Consider the following 22,308-nt stretch of genomic DNA (forward strand, 5'->3'; position numbering starts at 1 on the left):
AGGGGAGTATCCGCATGTCAGGCACGTCCATCTGGAGCAAGCTGTTCACCGCCATCCGCGGCGGCGCCACAGAAGTCGGCGAGGCCATCGTCGACCAGCAGGCGCTGCGCATCCTCGACCAGGAGATCCGCGACGCCGACGCCGCGCTGGCCGAGGCCCGCCAGGAGCTGGCCGCGATCATGGCCAAGCACAGCCTGGCGACCCGCCGCGTGGCCGAGCACGACGCCAAGATCCACGACCTCGAAGCCAAGGCCCTGGCGGCGCTGAAGGCCAACCGCGAGGACCTGGCGACCGAGGTCGCGCAGCTGATCGCCAACCTGACCAACGAGCGCGACGCCGAACACAAGCAGGCCGGCGAGTTCGGCGCCTACGTCGAGAAGATGCGCAAGGACGTCGCCAAGGCCGAGGCGCGCATCAGGAGCCTGCGCCAGCAGGTCGACATGGCCCGCGCCCGCGAGAGTGTGCAGAAGGCCCAGGTCAGCGCTTCCATCGCCAGCGGCGGGGCCAACGGCAAGCTGGAGACCGCGGTCGGCACCCTCAATCGCCTGAAAGCGAAGCAGGACCAGCGCGCCGCCGAGCTAGAGGCCCAGGAGCAGCTGGCCGAGGCGTCCACCGGCAACGACCTGGAGCGGCGCCTGAAGGAGGCCGGCATCGTGCCGGACGCCGGCAGCGCCGATGCGGTGCTGGAGCGCCTGCGCAAGCAGGCCGCCGAGTAAGGCAGTAACGCGCGCCGGGGGTGGGGGAGGCCCCGTCCCCGGTGCACCGCCGATCGGGGACAGGCAGTGAATATCGTCGACGGATTCCGCGTGGTGGCCGGCCTGGCCGGGTTGATGCTGGCGCTGCAGGTGGTCAACGCGCTCAGCGGCTACCGCCTCAACGGCTTCGGCCTGCTGCCGCAGTCGCTCTGGGGGCTGCCGGGTATCGTCGCCTCGCCCTTCCTGCATGGCTCGTTCGTGCACCTGGCCGGCAACCTGCTGCCGTTCCTGGTGCTCGGCAGTCTGGTGGCCGCCGAGGGCCGGCGGCGCTTCGTCGCCGTCAGCCTGGTCGTCGTCCTGCTCGGCGGCCTGCTGGTCTGGCTGTTCGGCCGCGACGGCGTGCACCTCGGTGCCAGCGGCTGGGTATTCGGCCTGTGGGCCTGGCTCCTGGCGCGGGCCTGGTACCGGCGCAGCTGGCGCAACCTGCTGGTCGCCGGCGTGGTACTCCTGCTCTACGGCGGCCTGGCGTTCGGCCTGCTGCCGGGGCGCGGGACCTCGTTCGAGTCGCACATCGCCGGGGCGCTCGCCGGCCTGGTCGCGGCGCGGCTGCTGCCGCCCTAGGGCCTGTTAACACTACTCCGCGCGGCCGCGACGGAGCCTGTTTTTGCGCGGGGTTAGGCGCGAGGAGAGAGGTTTGGTCATTCCAAACGAACGACGAGCAACGACGCACCGCGCAAAAACAGGCCCGTCCCTGCGGGTTGCGCGGCAAATGGCGCCATGCGTCGTTGCGGGACTTGGCAAGGGAATGCCATTCCCTGCGTCCCGCGCCTCGCCTGGCGCCATTTGGCGCAGCAACGCGGCTCGCGGAGAGTAGTGTTAACAGGCCCTAGCATCCCCTTGCCGGCGGCCGATCCGTCCGGCGACACCCTATCCAGGGCGGTGAGCCGTCGCACCGCGCCGCCGCCCGTCGCAAGGAGAATGGCCATGAGCTGGCTCAAGCGCATGATGGGCTTCGCAGCCCCGAAGAGCGAATCCGTAGTGCCCGAAACCGGTCCGCTGGGTCTCGCCCGCGGCCGGGCGGTGGGCTTCGATCCCAGCCTGGGCCTGCTGCTCGAGGGCCATTCGCGGGTCTGCGTGCCCGCCCGCCAGTCGATCTGGAGCGAGGGGGTGATCGATCTCGGCCAGTCCCACTGGCTGTCGCGCTACTACCTGGACGACCAGGACTTCTGGCTGCAGGTCCACACCACCGGCGCGCGGGACGGGCAGGTCGAGTCGCTGATCCTGTTCAACTACCTCGACTGCGTCAGTGTTGCCAGCGAGGCGGAGCTGCGCCGCCTGGCCGGGCCGGACAGCCCCATCGGCCTGCCGCGCTACCGCCTCGACGGCGTCGAGTTCGCCCGCGAGTGGGGCAGCGAGGCGGGCCAGACCCGGCTGGTGGATCTCTTCGAGCGGGTGCGCAGCGCCAACGACGAGGCCTACGGCATCGGCCACTACGCGATGCTCTACGCCCGCGACACCGGTCTCACCGCGCGGCGCGAGTTCCTGCTGTTCTCGGTCGAGGAAGACGCCGAGGGTGCCGTCAGCCTCAGCACCGCGCTGGGCGTCTCGCTCTACACCACCGATCTGCACCTCATCTGAAACAGGGAAATACCGATGCTCGACGCATTGCAAATGTCGCTCAACCCGGCGGCCGTGTCCGGCTTCCTCGCCTACATGCTGGGCGCGGCGCTCCTCTTCGTGCTCTTCCAGCTGGTCTACACGCGGCTCACCCCGCACCGCGAGTTCGCCCTGATCCGCGAGGGCAACGTGGCGGCGGCGATCGCCCTGGCCGGGGCGATCGTCGGCTTCGCCATTCCCGCCAGCAACGTGATCGCCCATTCGGTCGGCCTGCTCGACTTCGTGGTCTGGGCATTGATCGCCGCCATCGTCCAGTTGCTGGCGTTCTTCGCCGTCCACCTGGCGCTGCGCGACCTGCCGGCGCGCATCCAGAAGGGCGAGATCGCCGCCGGCATCTACGTGGCGGCGGTGGCGGTCGGCGTCGGCCTGCTCAACGCCGCCTGCATGACCCCAACTGAGCGGCCGACGGGAGGCCCCGATGAAGCGCAGCAGTTACGTGCAACTGTCCCTGGCCACCTCGATCAGCCTGGCGATCGCCGGCTGCGACGACGGGCGGCAGAATCTCTACAACCTCGAGCAGAAGCTCCGCTTCCAGTCGGTGCAGGAGTGCGTGAACCAGAAGATCCCGGTCGACGTCTGCTCCGACGCCTACATGGCCGCCCTCGCCGAGCACCGGCGCATCGCGCCGGTGTACGACCGCCAGGCCGACTGCGAGGCCGACTTCGTGCCCGGCTACTGCCAGGCCGATTCCGCCGGCCGCTACGTGCCGCAGCCGGGCGGCTTCGAGCTGACCGCCAGCGGCGCCGTCACCCAGGCGCAGATGGACAGCGCCCGCGCCCAGGCGGGCGCCTCGGGCAGCTCCCTGGACGGCCTGCTGACGGGCATGCTGATCGGCAACCTGATGAGCGGCCTCGGTGGCGGGCGCTATTACAGCGAGCCGGTGTATCGCTACCGCGACGGCCGCGGCACCTTTTCCAGCTCCACCCTGGGCCGGCGCATCGAGACGGGTTCGACCTTCCCGAACTCGCGGCAGAGCCGCTACGGCCAGGGCTACAGCACCACCACCAGCAAGCCGATTTCGACCTCCGCGGCTACCTCGCGCGGCGGCTTCGGCAGTCAGTCCAGCGCGCGCAGCGGCTGGGGCGGCAGCAGCAGCGTCGGTGGCTGAGGAGGCCTCATGCAGAGAATCGCGATCGACGAACGGCCGGACTGGCGGCGGACCGCCGAGCGGCTCGGCTTCCGCTTCCACACCATCGACGGCGAGGCCTACTGGGACGAGCGCGCCTATTACCGCTTCAGCCTCGCCCAGGTCGAGAACGACATCGAGGCGCCGACCAACGAGCTGCATGCGATGTGCATGGATCTGGTCGAGCGGGTGGTGCACAGCGAGGAGCTGCTCGCGCGCCTGGCGATCCCGCCGGCGTTCCACGAGCTGATCCGCACCTCCTGGGTCGAGGGCCATCCGCACCTCTACGGGCGCATGGACTTCTCCTACGACGGGCGCGGGCCGGCCAGGCTGCTGGAGCTGAACTACGACACGCCGACCAGCCTCTACGAGAGCGCCGCCTTCCAGTGGGGCTGGCTGGAGGAGTGCATGGCCCTCGGCCGGCTGCCGCGCCACGCCGACCAGTTCAACAGCATCGAGGACCAGCTGCGCCAGGCGTTTTCCGAGCTGGGCATCCGCCGGCCCTTCTACTTCGCCGCGCTGCGCGGCTCGGCCGAGGACCGCGGCACCACCGACTATCTGCGCGGGATCGCCGAGCAGGTGGGCATCGCCACCCGGCACATCGACCTCGAGGACATCGGCCTGAACGCCGAGGGCCGCTTCGTCGACCTCGAGGAGCGCTGGATTCCCCACCTGTTCAAGCTGCATCCTTGGGAGTTCGTCTTCCACGAGCCATTCGGCGCGGCGCTGGCCGACTGCGACACGCAGTTCTTCGAGCCGCCGTGGAAGGCGGTGCTTTCCAACAAGGGCATCCTGCCGCTGCTCTGGGAATTCCACGAGGGCCATCCGAACCTGTTGCCCTGCCACCTGGATACGGATGCCGCCAGGCCGGTGCCCAGGGGCTGGGTGCGCAAGCCCTTCTTCTCCCGCGAGGGAGCCAACGTGGAGCTGTGCACGGCGGCGGGCGAGACCTTCCGGGTCGACGGTCCCTATACCGACGCGCCCTACATCCTGCAGGCCTGCGCGCCGCTGCCGCGCTTCGCCGGCAACCACACCCTGATCGGCTCCTGGGTGATCGGCGACAACGCCGCGGGCATGGGCATCCGCGAGGACGACGGCCCGATCACCCGCGACTCCAGCCGCTTCCTGCCGCACGTCATTCTCGACTGAGCCGGGGCGGGGGCGTTGCTCAGAACGCCTCCCACTGCCCCTCGGCGACGCTCGGGGCCGGCCTGGCGCGTTCCCGCCGCGGTGCCGGCCGGGGCGATGCGGCGATCCGCTCCTGCACTGCCGGAACCGGCTCGGGCTGGGGTTCGGCGCCCAGCCGGAACACCGCCACCGCCTCCTCCAGATGCCGCGCCTGCTCGGCCAGCGAGGACGACGCCGCCGACGCCTCCTGCACCAGCGCCGCGTTCTGCTGCGTCACCTCGTCCATCTGCGCGATCGCCGTGTTCACCTGCCCGATCCCCTCGCTCTGCTCGTGCGAGGCCGCCGAGATCTCGTCGATGATGTCGGTCACCCGGTGCACCGCCTTCACCACCTCCTCCATGGTCCGGCCCGCCTGCTCGACCAGTTGCGAGCCGTCGCCGACCCGCTTGGTCGAGGCCTCGATCAGCGCCTTGATCTCCCGCGCCGCCTCCGCCGAACGACCCGCCAGGTTGCGCACCTCGCCGGCCACCACCGCGAAGCCGCGGCCCTGCTCGCCGGCACGCGCCGCCTCCACCGAGGCGTTCAGGGCAAGAATGTTGGTCTGAAAGGCGATCGAGTCGATCACCCCGACGATCTGCGCGATCTGCTGCGAGCTGTCGCTGATCTCGCGCATCGTCTCCACCACCCGGCCGACCACTTCGCGGCCCTGCCCGGCGGTGCCCGACGCGTCGTTGGCCAGCGCGCTGGCCTGGCGGGCGTTGTCGGCGTTCTGCTTCACCGTCGCGGTCAGCTGCTCCATGCTCGCCGCGGTTTCCTCCAGCGAGGCCGCCTGCTGCTCGGTGCGCGAGGACAGGTCGGCGTTGCCGCTGGCGATCTGCTGCGCGCCGACCAGGATCGAGCCGCTGCCGGCGCGCACGCTGCCGACGATCCGCACCAGGCTCTCCTGCATCTCGCGCATGGCCGCCTGCAACTGGCCGATCTCGTTGCCCGAGGTCACCGGGATCGGCTGCGACAGGTCGGCCCGCGCCAGGCGCTGCACGTATCCCACCGCCTCGGTCACCGGGCGGACCACGAAGCCCGTCAGCATCGCCCACAGCCCCAGCATCAGCAGCAGGGCGAAGGCCAGGGAGGCACTGCCGACGATCGCGAAGACACCGAGGCGGGCGTGATAGTCGGCCAGTTGTCGCGCGCCGTGGGCTTCCAGGTAGGCCATGGTGTCGGCCAGGTCCTTGGCGACCTTGGGGCCGCGCTTGAAGATCATCTCGTCCTCGAGCTGGTCGAAGAGGTCGGTGTCGCCGTCCTTCCAGGCCTGCAACTGCTTGCCGAGCGCCGCCAGGGTCTCGTCCAGATCGGCGGCCACCGTTTCCAGCATCTGGCGCCCGTCCTCCTTGGCGAACGGCGGCATGCTCCTGAAGTCCGCCAGGGACTGGCGGGCGGTGCCGAGCAGTCCCTGGAGTTCGGCCTGCTGCTCCTGCCGCTCCACCATGCCGACCAAGCCGACGGCGCTCATCTTGCCGTAGGCTTCCAGGTGCGCGAAGACCTTCAGGCTCAGCCTGTCGATCTGGCGCAGCAGGTCGATGCGGGTGGCGGTCCGCGTGCGGTCTTCGAGCGCCCGGTTGGCCATATCGGTGCCGGTGTAGCCCAGCGTGGCGATGATACCGATCAAGAGCGCGAAACAGGCCAGGGTGGTGGTGACGATCGCCCTGATGCTCAGGCTACGCAAGAAACCCAACATGAAAATCTCCTTAACTGACTGGCTAGTGCGCGGCACCGCTCCCGCCCGGCCGCTCCGGTGCGAAACGCGTCGGCCGGGATCCGGCACCTTGGCATGTGTTCTGAAATGCAACCGCGGTATCAGGTAGTCCGCTCCTGCTCGGGCGCCTGGCCGGGCGTGTCCCGCCGCTGCGCCAGCCGGCGGGTATCGATCACCTTCAGGCTGTTGCCCGGCACGGCCTTGGCCTGCTGCTTGGCCTGGGAGGCCAGTTCGGCGAGGCGCGCGGCGTCCAGCTGCGCGCAGCTTTCCGGAAACAGTTGCACGGCGCCCAGCGACAGGCCGAGCAGCGGGAATTCGCAGGGGCGGCCCTGGCGGTCGTAGCCGGCGAAGCGGCCGGCCTCCAGGTGCTCGCGCTTGTAGTGGCGCCGGCAGTGCGCCGGGAACTCCTCCTGCAGGCGGGCCAGGCGCCGGCGCCAGTCGGGGAGGTCAGCACCAGCAGGAAGTCGTCGCCGCCGATGTGGCCGAGGAAGTCGCACTGCGGGTCGATCTGGCGGCTCAGGCACTGGGCCAGGCCGAGCAGCACCTCGTCGCCCTTGGCATAGCCGTAGCAATCGTTGAACGGCTTGAAGTGGTCGATATCCACATAGCAGACCAGCGCCTCGCAGGGGCTCTGCAGCAGGCTGGTCAGGCACTGCTGGATCGGCACGTTGCCCGGCAGCAGGGTCAGCGGGTTGGCGTGGCGGGCCTGCTGGAGCTTCTGCTCGGTGATCAGCCGGAGCACGTCGATGGCCCGGCCGATGCCGCAGTAGCGGCCGTCCCGGGTGATCACGAAGTCCTCCTCGATGCGCTGGCGGGCGCGGCGGGTCAGCAGGCGGCTGACCTGCTGCAGCGAATGCCCCTGGTCGACGACGAGGAAGTCCGCGCCCATCAGCCGCTCGATCGCCTTGCGGGCGAACAGCTCGGGGCCGAAGGGCTTGAGCAGGGCGTCGGACAGCGCCTGGCGGTGGACCACGCCGACCGGCCGCCGCTCTGCGTCGACGACCGCCAGCAGGTTCAGCGCGGCCTGGCTGCGGAATAGTTCGAGGACCTCGGCGACCGGCGTGCGGTCGGCCACCGCCGGCTGCTCGATAAGCAGCACGGCGAGGCCGGGCTCCTCGCCGCCGAGCAGCGGGCTGGCCGCGCGGGGCTGCGGCAGGCATTCGCGGGCCTGCCGGGCCGGGCGTTCCGCGGGACGGGCGAACAGGTAGCCCTGCAGCAGGTCGACGCCCATCTCGACCAGGGTGGCCAGTTCCTCCGGGCGCTCGATGCCCTCGGCGATGATCCGCGCCTCGGAGGCCCTGGCCAGGCGCAGGATCGAATCGACGAATTCGCGCTTGAGCGGGTCGCGGTCGATGCCGTCGATGAAGTGGCGGTCGATCTTCACGTAGTCGGGACGCAGCTCCGACCACAGGCGCAGGCTGGCGTAGCCGGCGCCGAGGTCGTCGAGGGCGATGGAGAAGCCCATGGCGCGGTAATAGCACAGCGCCGCGTCGAGCAGGGCGAAGTCCTCGATGGGCGTCTGCTCGGTCAGCTCGATCACCACCTGCTGCGGCGGGATGCCCAGCTCCTTGAGCAGCGCCAGGGTGTGTCCGGTGCGCCGCTCGGGTTCGAGCAGCACCTCCGGGGAGACGTTGAGAAACAGCCGGCCGTCGAGGTCGAGTTGGCGAAAGCGCTGGCAGGCGTTGCGCCGGCACAGCGCCTCCAGCTCGCCGAGCCGGCCGGCGCGGCGGGCGGCGCCGAACAGCGGCACGGGCGCGTGCAGGGGGCTGTTGGAGGGGCCGCGGCTCAGCGCCTCGTAGCCGTGGACGCACTGGCCGGAGAGGCTGAGGATGGGCTGGAACAGGGTGCTCAGGGTGCCGCGGGCGAGGATCAGATCCAGGGCGCTCAGCTGCTCGGTGACGGTCATGGAGGGACCCGCGCGGAATAAGGCAAAGTGCCATCAAGGTCGGTACGCGGCTATTGCACGACAACTCCATGACGGTTGTATGACGTGCGTGCCAGATCCGCCGGAAAACCGCATGGCCGGCGCCGCGGCGAAGGCGAGCCTTCAGTCGCGCCAGTCGCGCGGGGCGAAGGCCGCCGGCCGGCCGGACAGGGCCGTCGCCAGGCGGTCCAGCCAGACCTCGACCGGCAGGCGCGGCCCCTCGGTGGCGGCGCCGATGGCGAGCAGGCCGAGCAGCAGGAGGCCGGCCGGGATGCGCCGCAGCGCGAGGCCGTCGAGGCGGCGCAGGAAGAGCAGGGCGCCGGCGCTGCCGAGCAGGCAGCCGGCGATGGCTTCGGAGCGCGGGTGCGAGGCGGCGGCGACCTGGAACAGGCCGTACCACCAGGCCACCGCCAGTGCCGCCAGGGCTGCCGGCCAGCGCCAGGCGGGGCGGATCTGCCGGGCCAGCAGGCTGCTCAGGACCACCAGCATCAGGGTCGCGTTCATCGCCTGGCCGCTGATGACCGTGATATCCAGCCAGCGGATGCCGAGGCCCCAGCCCTTGAAGGCGAGCTTGCTCAGGGCGACCGGCAGGTAGCAGGCGAAGAGGGTGACCAGCCAGGCGCCCAGCGCGCGGGGCGAGCGCCCCGCGAGCAGCCAGGCGGCGATCACTGCGGCCGCCGGCAGCATGACCGACAGGTCGGAATAGCGCGTCAGCCCGTCCGGCAGCATGCCGTTTCACCGCCGCCGGCCTGCGCCTGTCGGTTTCGTTGATGGCATCTCGACCCGCTCCGGCGTAGCATGGGTTCCTTCTTTTTTCCAGTCATAAGCTTATTGCCCGTGAAATTCCTCGTCTTGGCAGTTCTGGTCTTTTCCGTCGGCTATGTGCATCAGCGCGGCCGGGTCCGTCACAAGCTCACCCGCCAGCTCACCGATCACTCGAGCTTCCTGGCGCCGCTGAACACCCTCCTGTACCTGACCTCCCGGGCGCCCAACCAGCCCTACCTGTCGCCCGACGACTTCCCGGAGATGAAGCGTTTCCAGGACAACTGGCAGACCATCCGCGAAGAGGCGCAGGCACTGTTCGAGGCCGGCGAGATCAAGCGTTCCGACACCTACAACGATGCCGGCTTCAACTCCTTCTTCAAGAGCGGCTGGAAGCGCTTCTACCTGAAGTGGTACGGCGACAGCCATCCCTCGGCGAGCAAGCTGTGCCCGAAGACCTGCGCGCTGCTGGAGGAGGTCGGCTCGGTGAAGGCGGCGATGTTCACCGTGATGCCGGCGCACTCCAAGCTGGTGCGCCACCGCGACCCCTACGCCGGTTCGCTGCGCTACCACCTGGGTCTGTCCACCCCCAACGATCCGGGCTGCTTCATCAGCGTCGACGGCCAGACCTACGCCTGGAAGGACGGCGAGGCGGTGGTGTTCGACGAGACCTACATCCACCACGTCGAGAACACCACCGACCAGGATCGGCTGATCTTCTTCTGCGACATGGAGCGTCCCCTGAAGTATGGCTGGGCGACGGCGCTGAACCGCTGGTTCAGCCGTACGGTGATGGCCGCCGCCAGTTCGCCCAACGACGTCGGCGACAGGACCGGCGGGGTCAACCGGGCCTTCAAGTACCTGTACTGGCTGCGCCTGCAGGGCAAGGCGCTGAAGAAGCGCAGCCGCAACCTCTACTACGCCCTGAAGTGGGGCGTGCTGGGCGGCCTGTTCGGGATGTTCCTGCTCAGCTGACAGCGCACGCGTACGGGAAACCGGGCCACCTTGGGTGGCCCGTTTCGTTTGCGCGCTAGCCCGGCTCGCTCGGCGGATAGGCGTCGATCGTCTCCAGCAGCACGTCGCGCAGGGCCTGGGCCGCGCTCGACAGCTGGTGGTCGGCCTGGGTCAAGAGGCCGATGCGCCGCTCGACGACCGGCGCGTGCAGGGCCACGCAGCGGGCGCCCAGCTCCTGCATCTGGCCGATGCACAGCGAGGGCACCGCGCTGACCCCCAGGCCGCTGGCGACCATGCGCCCGACCGTGGCCAGCTGATGGCTTTCGAAGGCCACCGGCAGCTTCTCGCCGTGCGCCGCCAGGTGTTCCTCCAGCAGCAGGCGCACGGCGGACGGGCGCTGCAGGGCGACGAAGTCCTCGCCGAGCAGTTCGCTCCAGCTCAGCCGCGGCCGTCCGGCCAGCGGCGAGTCGGGCGGCAGCACGGCGACGAAGCGGTCGGTGTACAGCGCGTCGAACGCCAGACCGTCCGCGGCCTGCGGCTCGAAGCCGATGCCCAGCTCGACCCGCCGGTTGCGGACCATCTCGATCACCTGCTCGTTGATCACGTCGTGCACCGCCACGTTGACCCGCGGGTAGCGGCCGCGGAACACCTTCAGCGCTGCCGGCAGCAGGTTGCCGGCGAAGGACGGCATGGCGGCCACCGCCACCTTGCCGAGCTGCAGGGTGAAGCGCTGGCGGAGCATTTCCTCGGCGTTGTCCCAGTCGGCCAAGAGCTGCCGGGCGAGCGGCAGCAGGCTCTCGCCTTCCGGGGTCAGGGTCACGCTACGGGTGGTGCGGCTGAGCAGGCGGCCGCCGAGGGATTCCTCCAGGCCCTTGATCGTCAGGCTCAGCGCCGGCTGGGAGAGGTGCAGACGCTCGCCGGCCTGGGCGAAGCTCAGGGTCTGCGCCACGGCGAGGAAGGCGCGCAGCTGCTTGAGGGTCATTCATTGGTTTTCCAAATCAATGCATTGGTAAAACAAACTTAACAAATAAGTCATGGCGCACGACACTGCCTGCAACTTGACATCGCTCTCCGCCAGCGGCGCTGCGGAAGCAGGACAACAACAAGAGGCAGAACAGCATGGCCGGACTCGACAAGCGCGTGGACACCTACGAAGAGGCCCTGGACGGGCTCACCGACGGCATGACCGTCCTGGCCGGCGGCTTCGGCCTGTGCGGCATCCCGGAAAACCTGATCGCCGAGATCCGCCGCCGGCAGGTCAAGGGGCTGACGGTGGTCTCCAACAACTGCGGCATCGACGGCTTCGGCCTGGGCGTGCTGCTCGAGGACCGGCAGATCCGCAAGATGATCGCCTCCTACGTCGGCGAAAACGCCCTGTTCGAGCGCCAGCTGCTCGACGGCGAGCTGGAGGTCGAGCTGACCCCGCAGGGCACCCTGGCCGAGAAGCTGCGCGCCGGCGGCGCGGGGATTCCCGCCTTCTACACCGCGACCGGCTACGGCACCCCGGTTGCCGAGGGCAAGGAGGTGCGCGAGTTCCGCGGCCGCCACTACATCCTCGAAGAGGCGATCACCGGCGACTTCGCCATCGTCAAGGGCTGGAAGGCCGACCACTTCGGCAACGTCGTCTACCGCCACACCGCGCAGAACTTCAACCCGATGGTGGCCAGCGCCGGGCGGATCACCGTGGTCGAGGTGGAGGAGATCGTCGCCCCCGGCGAGCTGGAGCCCAGCCAGATCCACACCCCCGGCATCTACGTCGACCGCGTCGTCCTCGGCCGCTTCGAGAAGCGCATCGAAAAGCGCACCGTGCGCGCCTGAACCCGCCCACCCGACCGAACCAGAGAGACTCCCATGGCACTTTCCCGCGAACAGATGGCCCAGCGCGTGGCGCGCGAGCTGAAGGACGGCTACTACGTCAACCTGGGGATCGGCATCCCCACCCTGGTGGCCAACTACGTGCCCGAGGGCATGGACGTGATGCTGCAATCGGAGAACGGCCTGCTCGGCATGGGCGCCTTCCCCGGCGAGGACGAAGTGGATGCCGACATGATCAACGCCGGCAAGCAGACGGTGACCGCGCGGCCCGGCGCCTCGATCTTCTCCTCGGCCGAGTCCTTCGCGATGATCCGCGGCGGCCACGTCGACCTGACGGTGCTCGGCGCCTTCGAGGTGGACGTCGAGGGCAACATCGCCTCCTGGATGATCCCCGGCAAGCTGGTCAAGGGCATGGGCGGCGCCATGGACCTGGTGGCCGGCGCCGACAACATCATCGTCACCATGACCCACGCCTCCAAGGACGGCGAGTCCAAGCTGCTGGCGCGCTGCACGCTGCCGCTGACCGGCGCCGGCTGCATCCGCAAGGTGCTCACCGACCTGGCCTACCTGGAGATCGAGAACGGCGCCTTCGTGCTCAAGGAGCGCGCGCCGGGGGTGAGCGTCGAGGAGATCGTCGCCAAGACCGCCGGAACGCTGGTGGTGCCCGACTACGTGCCGGAAATGACCTTCTAAGACCCCCACGCCCCGGCCCCGCGCCGGGGCCTTCCCCTTCTGGAGATCCGTGATGCAGGAACAACAAGAAGTCGTCATCGTCGCCGCCGCCCGCACCGCCATCGGCAGCTTCCAGGGCAGCCTGGCGCAGCTGTCGGCGGTCGAGCTGGGCGCCGTGGTGGTCCGCGCGCTGCTCGAGCGCAGCGGCCTGGCGCCGGCCGAGGTCGACGAGGTCATCCTCGGTCAGGTGCTGACCGCCGGGGCGGGACAGAACCCCGCCCGGCAGACCGCGCTGAAAGCGGGCCTGCCGCAGGGCGTGCCGGCGATGACCATCAACAAGGTCTGCGGCTCCGGCCTCAAGGCCCTGCACCTGGCGGCCCAGGCGATCCGCTGCGGCGACGCCGAGGCAATCGTCGCCGGCGGCCAGGAGAACATGAGCCTGGCCCCCTATGTCCTGCCGGGCGCGCGCAGCGGCCTGCGCCTGGGCCACGCCGGCCTGCTCGACAGCATGATCGTCGACGGCCTGTGGGACGCCTTCCACGACTACCACATGGGCATCACCGCGGAGAACCTGGCGGAGCAGTACGGCATCGCCCGCGAGGCGCAGGACGCCTTCGCCGCCGCCTCGCAGCGCAAGGCCCTGGCGGCCATCGAGGCCGGGCGCTTCGGCGACGAGATCGTCCCGGTGAGCATTCCGCAGCGCAAGGGCGAGCCGCTGCGCTTCGAGCGCGACGAGCAGCCGCGTGCCGGCAGCAGCGCCGAGGCCCTGGCCAAGCTGAAGCCGGCCTTCCGCAAGGACGGCAGCGTCACCGCCGGCAACGCCTCGACCCTCAACGACGGGGCCGCCGCCGTGCTCTTGACGAGCGGTGCCAAGGCGCGTGCCCTGGGCCTGCCGGTGCTGGCGCGGATCAAGGCTTACGCCAGCGCCGGCGTCGATCCGGCGCTCATGGGCATCGGCCCGGTGGCGGCGACCCGCCGCTGCCTGGACAAGGCCGGCTGGACGCTCGACCAGCTTGAGCTGATCGAGGCCAACGAGGCGTTCGCCGCCCAGGCGCTGGCGGTGGGCCGGGAATTGGGCTGGAATCCGGAGATCGTCAACGTGAACGGCGGCGCCATCGCCCTGGGGCATCCGATCGGCGCCTCGGGCTGCCGGGTGCTGGTGACCCTGCTGCACGAGATGATCCGGCGCGACGCCAGGAAAGGCCTGGCGACGCTGTGCATCGGCGGCGGGCAGGGCGTGGCGCTGGCGATCGCGCGCGACTGACGCCCGGCCGGGCTTGGGACCACTACAACAAGAACAGGAGTTCCTGCATGACTGCATCCCCCATCGTCATCCTCGGCGCCGGCCTGATGGGCATCGGCATCGCCACCCACCTGGCCCGCCACGGCCACGCCGTCCTGTTGCGCGACCCGGCGGCGGAGCGGCTCGCCGAGGTGCCCGTGGTGGCCGGGAGCATTCTCGCCGAGCTGGCCGACGCCGGGCGCTTCGACCGCGCGCAGACCGAGGCGACCCTGGCACGGCTCGCCACCACTGCGCGGCTCGCGGACGTGGTCGGCGCGCGGCTGCTGATCGAGGCGATCCCCGAGCGGCTTGAGCTCAAGCGGGCGCTGTACGCCGAGCTGGAGGCGCTGGTCGGCGCCGAGGCGGTCATCGCCAGCAACACCAGCGGCCTGCCGCCGGACGCGCTGGCCGAGGGCATGCGCCATCCCGAGCGGCTGCTGATCGCGCATTTCTGGAACCCGCCGCACCTGATCCCGCTGGTGGAGATCGTCCCGGGCAGCGCCACCCGCGGCGAACACCTCGAGGCCGTCCGCGCGCTGCTGGCGGGGATGGAGCTGGAGGCCGTGGTGCTCGACAAGGCGATCCCCGGCTTCATCGGCAACCGCCTGCAGTTCGCCGTGCTGCGCGAGGCGCTGCACATCGTGCAGAGCGGCGCGGCCAGCGCGGAAACCGTCGACCGGGTGATGCGCGCCTCGCTCGGCCGCCGCTACGCCATGGTCGGCCCGCTGGAGGCGGCCGACATGGGCGGCCTGGACACCTTCCTGGATATTTCCCGCCACCTCATGCCGACCCTGGCCGGCGACGAGCGCGTACTGGCCCTGCTCGAGGAGACGGTCGGCGCGGGCCGCACCGGCCTGCGCAGCGGCGAGGGCTTCTACCGCTGGGACGAGGAGCGCCGCGCGCGGCTGCTCCAGCGGCGCGCCCATCAGCTGCGCCATGCCCTGAAGCCCTGAGCGGCAACGCCGGGCCGCGCTGGCGGGCCTGGCGCGGCGCCATGGAATGTGAGAAACCTGTGGACGTCGTCGGAAAAGACGGCCGGCGACGGCTGCTGGAGAACAACAACAACCGACAAGGAAGATCGCGATGGCTACCTATGCCGAAGACAGTCGCTATATCGAAGAAGACAGTCGCTATGCCCGTTTCGCCATCCGCTGTTCGAACTGGGCCGAACGCTGGTTCCCCGATTCCTGGGTGTTCGCCGTGCTGGCGGTGGTCGTCGTCGCGCTGGCGGCGCTGGCCATGGGCGCGCGCCCGGCCGTGACCGCCAAGGCCTTCGGCGACGGGTTCTGGAGCCTGATCCCGTTCACCATGCAAATGGCCTTCGTGGTCATCGGCGGCTACGTGGTCGCCAGCTCGCCGCCGGCCTCCCGGCTGATCGACCGGCTCGCGGCGATGCCGCGGAACGGCCGCTCGGCGGTCTGCTGGGTGGCGCTGATCTCGATGCTCGCCTCGCTGCTGAACTGGGGCCTGAGCCTGGTGTTCGGCGGCTTGCTGGTGCGCGCGCTGGCGCGCCGCGAGGAACTGCGCATGGACTACCGGGCCGCCGGCGCCGCCGCCTATCTGGGCCTGGGCGCGGTGTGGGCGCTCGGCCTGTCGTCCTCGGCGGCGCAGCTGCAGGCGAACCCGGGCAGCCTGCCGCCGTCGATCCTGTCGATCACCGGGGTGATTCCCTTCACCGAGACCATCTTCCTCTGGCAGTCCGGCGTGCTGCTGGTGGCGCTGGTGCTGGTGTCGCTGCTGATCGCCTACGTCACCGCGCCGGGCGCCGCCAGCGCGCGCACCGCCCAGGCCTGCGGGATCGACCCGGGCTTCGCGCCGCCGCCGCCGGCGCAGCGCACGCGGCCCGGCGAGTGGCTGGAATACAGCCCGCTGCTGATCGTCCTGCTGGTGCTGCTCGCCGCCGGCTGGCTGGCCCAGGAGTTCGCCAGCAAGCCGGCCATCGAGGCGATTTCCGGGCTCAACACCTACAACCTGCTGTTCCTGATGCTCGGCGCGCTGCTCCACTGGCGGCCGCGCAGCTTCCTCGACGCGGTGGCGCGGGCGGTGCCGGCCACCGCCGGGGTGCTGATCCAGTTCCCGCTGTACGGCTCGATCGCCGCGATCATGACCAAGGTCGCCGGCGACGACGGCCAGACCCTCACCCACCACATCTCCACGCTCTTCGTGCAGGTCGCCTCGCACGACACCTATGCCCTGCTGATCGGGCTGTACTCGGCCGTGCTCGGCTTCTTCATCCCGTCGGGGGGCGGCAAGTGGATCATCGAGGCGCCCTACGTGATGCAGGTCGCCAACGAGCTGCAATACCACCTGGGCTGGGCGGTGCAGATCTACAACGCCGCCGAGGCGCTGCCCAACCTGATCAACCCGTTCTACATGCTGCCGCTGCTCGGCGTGCTGGGGCTGAAGGCGCGCGACGTGATCGGCTTTTCCTTCGTCCAGTTGCTGGTGCACACACCGCTGGTGCTGGTGCTGCTCTGGGCGCTGGGGACCACGCTGGAGTACCGGCCGCCGCTGATGCCCTGACGGGAGGCTGCGCCGACAAGAACGGGCCACCTTGCGTGGCCCGTTCGCGTTGGGGCGGTCAGGGGGTGCCGGCCGCCGCCGTCGTCTCGCTCGCGCCGGCGACGCTGCTGCGTTCCCAGCCGCCGCCGAGCGCCTTGTACAGGCCGACTTCGCCGTTCAGCTGCTGCAGGCGGTCGTTGAGCAGCTGCTGCTGGGCGGCGAAGAGTTCGCGCTGCGCGTCGAGCACCGTCAGGTAGTTGTCGACGCCCTCGTCGTAGCGCTGGCGGGCCAGCTCGTAGTAGGCCTGGTTGTTGTCGACCAGGTCGCCCTGGGCCTTGAGCTGGTCGTCGTAGGTGCCGCGCGCGGCCAGGCCGTCGGCGACCTCGCGGAAGGCGGTCTGGATGCTGTACTCGTAGGCGGCGACGTTGATTTCCTTCTGCAGCTTGGCGTATTCCAGGTTCCCCTTGAGCTCGCCGAAGGTGAAGATCGGGATGTTGATCGTCGGCACGGCGCTCCAGGTGCCCGAGCCGGCGTCGAACAGGCCGGACAGCTCGCGGCTGGCGGTGCCCGCCCGGGCGGTCAGGGTGATGTTCGGGAAGAACGCCGCGCGCGCCGCGCCGATGCTGGCGTTGGCGGCCAGCAGGCGGTGCTCGGCGGCGAGGATGTCCGGCCGGCGCAGCAGCAGGTCGGAAGGCAACCCGGCGGGGAAGCCGGCGAGCATCGCGTCGTTGACGTCGAGGCCGGCCGGCAGGTCGGTCGGGAAGGGGCCGCCGATCAGCAGCTGCAGGGCGTTGACGTCCTCGGCGATCTGCCGGGTGTAGAGCGCCTTCTGCGCGCGCGCCTGGTCGACCAGGGTGTGCGCCTGGCGCACGTCGAGCTGCGAGGCGACGCCGACTTCCTCGCTGGCCTCGATCAGTTTCAGGCTCTCCTCGTAGCTGGCCAGGGTCGATTCGGTCAGCTTGAGCTGGGCCTGGTCGGTGCGCCAGGCGAAGTAGGCGGTGGCCACGTCGCCGACCAGGGCGATGTGCACGTTGCGCCGGTCTTCCTCGGTGGCCAGGTAGTCCTCCTGGGTCTGCTCGGTGAGGCTGCGGATGCGCCCGAACACGTCGATTTCCCAGGAGCTGGTGCCGAGCGTCACCGAATGGTGGGTCTGGATGAAGGCCTTGGCCTCGGTGGCGGTGCTCGTGCCGCTACCCGATTGGCCGCCGCCGCTGCCGCTGCCGCTCCCCCCGGAGCCGCCGCCGCCGCCGCTGCGGTAGTCGGCCGGCCAGCGCTGGCGGCTCTGGGTGCCTTCCACGCCGATCTTCGGGAACAGGTCGGAGCGCTGCACGCGGTACAGCGCCCGGTAGGCTTCCACGTTGAGCACCGCCTGGCGCAGGTTGCGGTTGTTGTCCACGGCCAGTTCGACCATCCGCTGGAGCGCCGGGTCGCGGAAGAACGCCTCCCAGCCCAGGTCCGCGGCCGGGCCGGTCGCCGGCTGTTCCGGCGCGTAGGCGGCGCCCTGCGGCCAGGCGGCGTCGACCGGCGCTTCCGGGCGCAGGTAGTCGGGGATCAGGCTGCAGCCCGGCAGCGCCAGGGCGCAGGCCACCGCCAGACTCAGGTATCGGTGTCTCATGCCGTCACTCCTTCGGTTTCGGCGGTTTTCTCTTTCCGTTGGAACAGCCCGACCACCGTGACGTAGAACAGCGGTACGAAGAAGATAGCCAAGAAGGTCGCCGCCAGGGTGCCGCCGAGCACACCGGTGCCGATCGAGTGCTGGCTGCCGCTGCCGGGGCCGGTGGCGATGGCCAGCGGCAGCACGCCGAGGGCGAAGGCGATCGAGGTCATGATGATCGGCCGCAGGCGCAGGCGCGCGGCTTCGCTGGCGGCCTGCAGCAGGGGGCGGCCCTGCTGCTCGTGGAGGTCCTTGGCGAACTCGACGATGAGGATCGCGTTCTTCGCCGCGAGGCCCATGGTGGTGAGCATGCCGACCTGGAAGAACACGTCGTTGGACAGCCCGCGCAACAGCGTGGCGGCTACCGCGCCGAGCACCCCGAGCGGCACCACCAGCATCACCGAGAAGGGCACCGACCAGCTTTCGTACAGCGCCGCCAGGCAGAGGAACACGATCAGCAGCGACAGCGCGTAGAGCGCCGGCGCCTGCGAGCCGGCGGCGCGCTCCTCGTAGGACAGGCCGGTATAGGCGATGCCGATGCCCGGCGGCAGCTGGGCGGCGAGGCGGTTCACCACCGCCATGGCGTCGCCGGTGCTGTAGCCGGCGGCCGGCTGGCCGAGGATCTCCACCGAGGGGATGCCGTTGTAGCGCTCCAGCTTGGGCGAGCCGTAGATCCACTGGCCGCTGGCGAAGGCCGAGAAGGGCACCATCTGGCCTTCGGCGTTGCGCACGTACCACTTGTCGAAGTCCTCCGGGGCCAGGCGCGCGTCCTGCCTGCCCTGGACGTAGACCCGCTTGACCCGGCCGCGGTCGACGAAGTCGTTGACGTAGGACGAACCCCAGGCCACCGACATGGTGTTGTTGATTTCCTCGATCGACACCTGCAGCGCGCGGGCCTTCTCGTCGTCGATGGTCACCTGGTACTGCGCCTCGTCGTCCTTGCCGTTCGGCCGCACCATGGTCAGCAGCGGCTCGCGGGCGGCCAGTCCGAGGAACTGGTTGCGCGCCGCCATCAGCGCCTCGTGGCCGAGGCCGGCGTAGTCCTGCAGGAAGATGTCGAAGCCGGTGGCGTTACCCATCTCGCGCACCGCCGGCGGCACCACGGCAATCACCATGGCGTCCTTGATCCTGGCGAAGCGCGCCGATGCGCGCTGGGCCAGGGCGAAGACGTCCTGGCCGGGGTTGGGGCGCTCGCTGAAGGGCTTCAGGCTGACGAACAACAGGCCCGAGCTCTGCCCGCGACCGGCGAAATTGAAGCCGTTGACGGTGAACGCCGAGGCCACGGTGGCGCCTTCCTCGTCGAGCAGGTAGTCGCGCGCCTCGGCCAGCACCGCCTCGGTACGCTCGGCGCTGGAGTTCGGCGGCAGCTGCACCTGCACGAACAGCGTGCCCTGGTCCTCGTTGGGCAGGAAGGAGCCGGGCAGCTTCTGGAACAGGAAGGCCACGCCGCCGATCAGCAGCACATAGATCAGCATGAAGCGCCAACGCCGCTGGATGATGCCGCCCACGCCGCGCTGGTAGCCGTCGGCGCCGCGCTCGAAGGTGCGGTTGAACCAGCCGAAGAAGCCGCGCTTCTCGTGGTGCTCGCCCTTGGCCACCGGCTTGAGCAAGGTGGCGCAGAGCGCCGGGGTGAAGATCAGCGCGATCAGCACCGAGAAGGACATCGCCGAGATGATGGTTATGGCGAACTGCCGGTAGATGACCCCGGCGGAGCCGCCGAAGAAGGCCATCGGCAGGAACACCGCGGAGATCACCAGGGCGATGCCGACCAGCGCGCCGGAGATCTGCCCCATCGACTTGCGCGTCGCCTCCCGCGGCGACAGGCCTTCTTCGACCATGATCCGCTCGACGTTTTCCACCACCACGATGGCGTCGTCGACCAACAGGCCGATGGCCAGCACCATGGCGAACATGGTCATGACGTTGATGGTGAAGCCGCAGGCGAACAGCACGCCGAAGGTGGCCAGCAGTACCACCGGCACCGCCAGGGTGGGGATCAGGGTGGCGCGGAAGTTCTGCAGGAACAGGTACATCACCAGAAAGACCAGCACGATGGCCTCGAACAGGGTGTGCACCACCGCCTCGATGGAGGCGGAGACCATCGGCGCGGTCTCGTAGGGGTAGACCACCTCGACGCCTTCGGGCAGGTAGGGCTTGAGGTTGTCCACCGTCTCGCGCACCGCCGCCACGCTCTCCAGCAGGTTGGCGCCGGGCGCCAGGCGCAGGGCCATGCCGGCCGCCGGCATGCCGTTGAACCGGGAGGCGATCGAGAAGTTCTCGGCGCTCAGGCCGACCTCGGCGACGTGCTTGAGGCGGATCTGCGAGCCGTCGCGGTTGACCTTGAGGAGGATTTCCTTGAACTCGTCGGCGCTGCGCATGCGCGTCTTGCCGACCACCGTGGCGTTGAGTTGCACGCCCCTGCTGGCCGGCAGGCCGCCGAGCTGGCCGGAAGACACCTGCACGTTCTGCGCGCCGACCGCGTCGACCACGTCCTGCGGGGTGAGCTGGTAGCTGTTGAGCTTCTCCGGGTCGAGCCAGATGCGCATCGCGTACTGCGAGCCGAACACCTGGAAGTCGCCGACCCCCTTGGTCCGCGAGATCGGGTCCTGCAGGTTGGAGACGATGTAGTTGCCCATGTCGAAGCCGGTCATGCGCCCGTCGGTGGACACCAGGCCGAGGATCATCATGAAGTTGACCTGGTACTTCACCACCCGGATGCCCTGGCGCTGCACTTCCTCGGGCAGCATCGGCGTGGCCAGCTGCAGCTTGTTCTGCACCTGGACCTGGGCGATGTCGGGATTGATGCCCTGCTCGAAGGTCACGGTGATCTGCAGACTGCCGTCAGCATTGCTGACCGAGGAAATGTAGCGCAGGCCGTCGAGGCCGTTGAGCTGCTGCTCGATCACCTGCACCACGGTGTCCTGCACCGTCTGCGCCGAGGCGCCGGGGTAGGTGACGCTGATCTGGATCGCCGGCGGGGCGATGTTCGGGTACTGGGTGATCGGCAGCTTGAGGATGGCCAGGGCGCCGCCGAGCATGATCACCAGGGCGATCACCCAGGCGAAGATCGGCCGGTCGATGAAAAAGCGCGACATGGTTCAGCGTCCCCCTTGGCCGGTGCCGGGGGCGAAGTCGGCGACCAGGCTGACGTTGCCGGCCTCGACCGGCTTGATGGTGCTTCCGCTGCGCACCCGCTGGGTGCCCTCGACGACCACCCGTTCGCCGTTGGCCAGGCCCTTGCCGATCAGCCAGGCGTTGCCCACGGTGCGCAGCGCCTCGACTTCGCGCAGCTCGACGCTGTTGTCCGGCTTGACCACCCAGGCGGTGGCGACGCCGCGGACATCGCGGATGATCGCCTGCTGCGGGACCAGGATGGCGTCCTGCTGCACGCCTTCCTTGAGCTGGGCGTGGACGAACATGCCGGGCAGCAGCTTGCGCTCGGGGTTGGGGAACACCGCGCGCAGGGTCACCGAGCCGGTGCCCTGGTCGACGTTGACCTCGGAGAACTTCAGGGTGCCGGTCAGCGGATAGACGCTGCCGTCCTCCAGGGTCAGGCTGACCTCGGCCTGGTCCTTGCCGGCGCTCTGCAGGCGACCGGATTCCAGGGCGCTGCGCAGCTCGAGCAGGCGGACGATCGGCTGGGTGACGTCGACGTAGATCGGGTCGAGCTGGTGCACCGTGGCCAGCGCCTGGGTCTGGCCGGTGGTGACCAGCGCGCCCTCGGTGATGGTGGAGCGGCCGATGCGGCCGCTGATCGGCGCCAGTACCTTGGTGTACTGCACGTCGATGCGCCGGACCCGCACCTCGGCCTGGGCCTGTTTCAGGGCGGAGATGGCGTCGTCGTACTGCTGGCGGCTGACCGCGCTGGTCTGCAGCAGGCGCTCGTAGCGCCGGGCGAGGTTCTCGGCGTTGGCCAGGTTGGCCTCGCCGCGGGCCAGTTCCGCCTCGTAGGTGCGCGGGTCGATCTGGTACAGCGGCTGGCCCTTCTTCACCTCGGTGCCCTCGGTGAACAGGCGTTCCTGGAGGATGCCGCCGACCTGCGGGCGCACCTCGGCGACGCGGAAGGCCGAGGTGCGGCCCGGCAGGTCGGTGGTCAGGGTCAGGGGCTGCGCCTGCACGGTGTACACGCCGACCTCCGCAGGTGGCGGCGCGACGGGGGCGGCCGCCTGCCCGGCCTCCTTGCACGCCGCCAGCAGCAGGATTGCGGCCAGCGGCAGGCTGTGGATGAAGGGGAACGGAGCTCTGCGTTTCACGGGGCGGTCTCCTGGCGATCGAGAAGAATTCGGGGGTGAGTGTATCGAATCGTGGTTCAGTGTACCATTATGTGGTTTCCGCTGGGCAATGCCGGATTCGTAAAAAGCTGT

17 protein-coding genes and 2 pseudogenes are annotated in these 22,308 nt (G+C 69.8%); 12 read left to right on the forward strand and 7 right to left on the reverse strand.

The features are described from left to right. The first annotated feature begins 14 nt into the window (after positions 1–14). From Atro_RS14060 to Atro_RS14085, 6 genes and pseudogenes are all read left to right on the forward strand, one after another. Positions 15–716, forward strand: coding sequence for a PspA/IM30 family protein (locus Atro_RS14060; RefSeq protein WP_497923209.1), 702 nt, complete (start codon positions 15–17; stop codon positions 714–716). 114 nt (positions 717–830) lie between these two features. Next, positions 831–1,316, forward strand: a complete 486-nt coding sequence (locus Atro_RS14065; protein WP_497927686.1) for a rhomboid family intramembrane serine protease — start codon at positions 831–833, stop codon at positions 1,314–1,316. 363 nt (positions 1,317–1,679) lie between these two features. Further along, positions 1,680–2,333 (forward strand): DUF2491 family protein, encoded by a 654-nt coding sequence (locus Atro_RS14070; RefSeq protein WP_497923211.1) that lies wholly within the window; start codon positions 1,680–1,682, stop codon positions 2,331–2,333. Between the two features lie 15 nt (positions 2,334–2,348). Beyond that, positions 2,349–2,771 (forward strand): annotated as a pseudogene (locus Atro_RS14075) (DUF350 domain-containing protein); the annotation flags it as partial. 19 nt (positions 2,772–2,790) lie between these two features. Next, positions 2,791–3,480 (forward strand): DUF1190 domain-containing protein, encoded by a 690-nt coding sequence (locus Atro_RS14080; protein WP_497923213.1) that lies wholly within the window; start codon positions 2,791–2,793, stop codon positions 3,478–3,480. 9 nt (positions 3,481–3,489) lie between these two features. Beyond that, positions 3,490–4,647: a glutathionylspermidine synthase family protein gene (locus Atro_RS14085; RefSeq protein ID WP_497923215.1), complete on the forward strand. Its 1,158-nt coding sequence runs from the start codon at positions 3,490–3,492 to the stop codon at positions 4,645–4,647. A gap of 19 nt (positions 4,648–4,666) precedes the next feature. On the opposite strand, the gene Atro_RS14090 is transcribed toward Atro_RS14085, so the two are convergent. From Atro_RS14090 to Atro_RS14100, 3 genes and pseudogenes are all read right to left on the reverse strand, one after another. Further along, a complete protein-coding gene (locus Atro_RS14090; RefSeq protein ID WP_497923217.1) occupies positions 4,667–6,361 on the reverse strand; it encodes a methyl-accepting chemotaxis protein in 1,695 nt (564 codons plus the stop codon). Between the two features lie 119 nt (positions 6,362–6,480). Next, positions 6,481–8,285: pseudogene (locus Atro_RS14095) on the reverse strand (EAL domain-containing protein). A 141-nt stretch (positions 8,286–8,426) separates the two neighbouring features. Then, entirely contained in the window at positions 8,427–9,032 is a 606-nt protein-coding gene (locus Atro_RS14100; RefSeq protein ID WP_497923219.1) for a phosphoesterase, read from the reverse strand. A 108-nt stretch (positions 9,033–9,140) separates the two neighbouring features. Between Atro_RS14100 and lpxO the strand changes: the two genes are divergently transcribed. Then, positions 9,141–10,040, forward strand: a complete 900-nt coding sequence (gene lpxO, locus Atro_RS14105) for a lipid A hydroxylase LpxO (protein ID WP_497923220.1) — start codon at positions 9,141–9,143, stop codon at positions 10,038–10,040. Positions 10,041–10,095: 55 nt separating this feature from the next. Here lpxO and Atro_RS14110 read toward each other — a convergent pair whose 3' ends face one another. After that, positions 10,096–11,001: a LysR family transcriptional regulator gene (locus Atro_RS14110; protein WP_497923222.1), complete on the reverse strand. Its 906-nt coding sequence runs from the start codon at positions 10,999–11,001 to the stop codon at positions 10,096–10,098. A 137-nt stretch (positions 11,002–11,138) separates the two neighbouring features. Between Atro_RS14110 and Atro_RS14115 the strand changes: the two genes are divergently transcribed. The 5 genes from Atro_RS14115 to Atro_RS14135 all read left to right on the forward strand — a co-directional run bounded on the left by Atro_RS14115 (position 11,139) and on the right by Atro_RS14135 (position 16,311). Next, entirely contained in the window at positions 11,139–11,837 is a 699-nt protein-coding gene (locus Atro_RS14115) for a CoA transferase subunit A (RefSeq protein ID WP_497923224.1), read from the forward strand. Between the two features lie 33 nt (positions 11,838–11,870). Then, on the forward strand, positions 11,871–12,527 hold the full coding sequence (locus Atro_RS14120; RefSeq protein WP_497923226.1) for a CoA transferase subunit B: 657 nt from the start codon (positions 11,871–11,873) through the stop codon (positions 12,525–12,527). 52 nt (positions 12,528–12,579) lie between these two features. Next, a complete protein-coding gene (locus tag Atro_RS14125) occupies positions 12,580–13,770 on the forward strand; it encodes an acetyl-CoA C-acetyltransferase (protein ID WP_497923228.1) in 1,191 nt (396 codons plus the stop codon). A 47-nt stretch (positions 13,771–13,817) separates the two neighbouring features. After that, the gene (locus Atro_RS14130) at positions 13,818–14,741 is read left to right on the forward strand and encodes a 3-hydroxyacyl-CoA dehydrogenase family protein (RefSeq protein WP_497923230.1); all 924 of its coding nucleotides are present in this window, start codon (positions 13,818–13,820) and stop codon (positions 14,739–14,741) included. A 130-nt stretch (positions 14,742–14,871) separates the two neighbouring features. After that, positions 14,872–16,311 carry a short-chain fatty acid transporter gene (locus Atro_RS14135; protein ID WP_497923232.1) on the forward strand — a complete coding sequence of 480 codons (1,440 nt, stop codon included), beginning with the start codon at positions 14,872–14,874 and terminating at the stop codon, positions 16,309–16,311. Positions 16,312–16,369: 58 nt separating this feature from the next. On the opposite strand, the gene Atro_RS14140 is transcribed toward Atro_RS14135, so the two are convergent. From Atro_RS14140 to Atro_RS14150, 3 genes are read right to left on the reverse strand one after another with little or no spacing between them, the layout of a single operon-like run. Then, positions 16,370–17,905: an efflux transporter outer membrane subunit gene (locus Atro_RS14140; RefSeq protein ID WP_497923234.1), complete on the reverse strand. Its 1,536-nt coding sequence runs from the start codon at positions 17,903–17,905 to the stop codon at positions 16,370–16,372. Then, entirely contained in the window at positions 17,902–21,039 is a 3,138-nt protein-coding gene (locus Atro_RS14145; protein WP_497923236.1) for an efflux RND transporter permease subunit, read from the reverse strand. The genes Atro_RS14140 and Atro_RS14145 overlap by 4 nt, the downstream gene beginning before the upstream one ends. A gap of 3 nt (positions 21,040–21,042) precedes the next feature. Beyond that, complete coding sequence (locus Atro_RS14150; protein WP_497923238.1) at positions 21,043–22,197, reverse strand: efflux RND transporter periplasmic adaptor subunit; 1,155 nt, start codon at positions 22,195–22,197, stop codon at positions 21,043–21,045. Between the last annotated feature and the right edge of the window lie 111 nt (positions 22,198–22,308).

The organism is Azotobacter tropicalis (genome assembly GCF_059739045.1).

What these genes read in the sequence shown, in the direction of transcription:
- Atro_RS14060 (WP_497923209.1), top strand. Translation starts at nt 15, where the DNA reads ATGTCAGGCACGTCCATCTGGAGCAAGCTGTTCACCGCCATCCGCGGC.
- Atro_RS14065 (WP_497927686.1), top strand. Translation starts at nt 831, where the DNA reads ATGCTGGCGCTGCAGGTGGTCAACGCGCTCAGCGGCTACCGCCTCAAC.
- Atro_RS14070 (WP_497923211.1), top strand. Translation starts at nt 1,680, where the DNA reads ATGAGCTGGCTCAAGCGCATGATGGGCTTCGCAGCCCCGAAGAGCGAA.
- Atro_RS14080 (WP_497923213.1), top strand. Translation starts at nt 2,791, where the DNA reads ATGAAGCGCAGCAGTTACGTGCAACTGTCCCTGGCCACCTCGATCAGC.
- Atro_RS14085 (WP_497923215.1), top strand. Translation starts at nt 3,490, where the DNA reads ATGCAGAGAATCGCGATCGACGAACGGCCGGACTGGCGGCGGACCGCC.
- Atro_RS14090 (WP_497923217.1), bottom strand. Translation starts at nt 6,361, where the DNA reads ATGTTGGGTTTCTTGCGTAGCCTGAGCATCAGGGCGATCGTCACCACC.
- Atro_RS14100 (WP_497923219.1), bottom strand. Translation starts at nt 9,032, where the DNA reads ATGCTGCCGGACGGGCTGACGCGCTATTCCGACCTGTCGGTCATGCTG.
- Atro_RS14110 (WP_497923222.1), bottom strand. Translation starts at nt 11,001, where the DNA reads ATGACCCTCAAGCAGCTGCGCGCCTTCCTCGCCGTGGCGCAGACCCTG.
- Atro_RS14115 (WP_497923224.1), top strand. Translation starts at nt 11,139, where the DNA reads ATGGCCGGACTCGACAAGCGCGTGGACACCTACGAAGAGGCCCTGGAC.
- Atro_RS14120 (WP_497923226.1), top strand. Translation starts at nt 11,871, where the DNA reads ATGGCACTTTCCCGCGAACAGATGGCCCAGCGCGTGGCGCGCGAGCTG.
- Atro_RS14125 (WP_497923228.1), top strand. Translation starts at nt 12,580, where the DNA reads ATGCAGGAACAACAAGAAGTCGTCATCGTCGCCGCCGCCCGCACCGCC.
- Atro_RS14130 (WP_497923230.1), top strand. Translation starts at nt 13,818, where the DNA reads ATGACTGCATCCCCCATCGTCATCCTCGGCGCCGGCCTGATGGGCATC.
- Atro_RS14135 (WP_497923232.1), top strand. Translation starts at nt 14,872, where the DNA reads ATGGCTACCTATGCCGAAGACAGTCGCTATATCGAAGAAGACAGTCGC.
- Atro_RS14140 (WP_497923234.1), bottom strand. Translation starts at nt 17,905, where the DNA reads ATGAGACACCGATACCTGAGTCTGGCGGTGGCCTGCGCCCTGGCGCTG.
- Atro_RS14145 (WP_497923236.1), bottom strand. Translation starts at nt 21,039, where the DNA reads ATGTCGCGCTTTTTCATCGACCGGCCGATCTTCGCCTGGGTGATCGCC.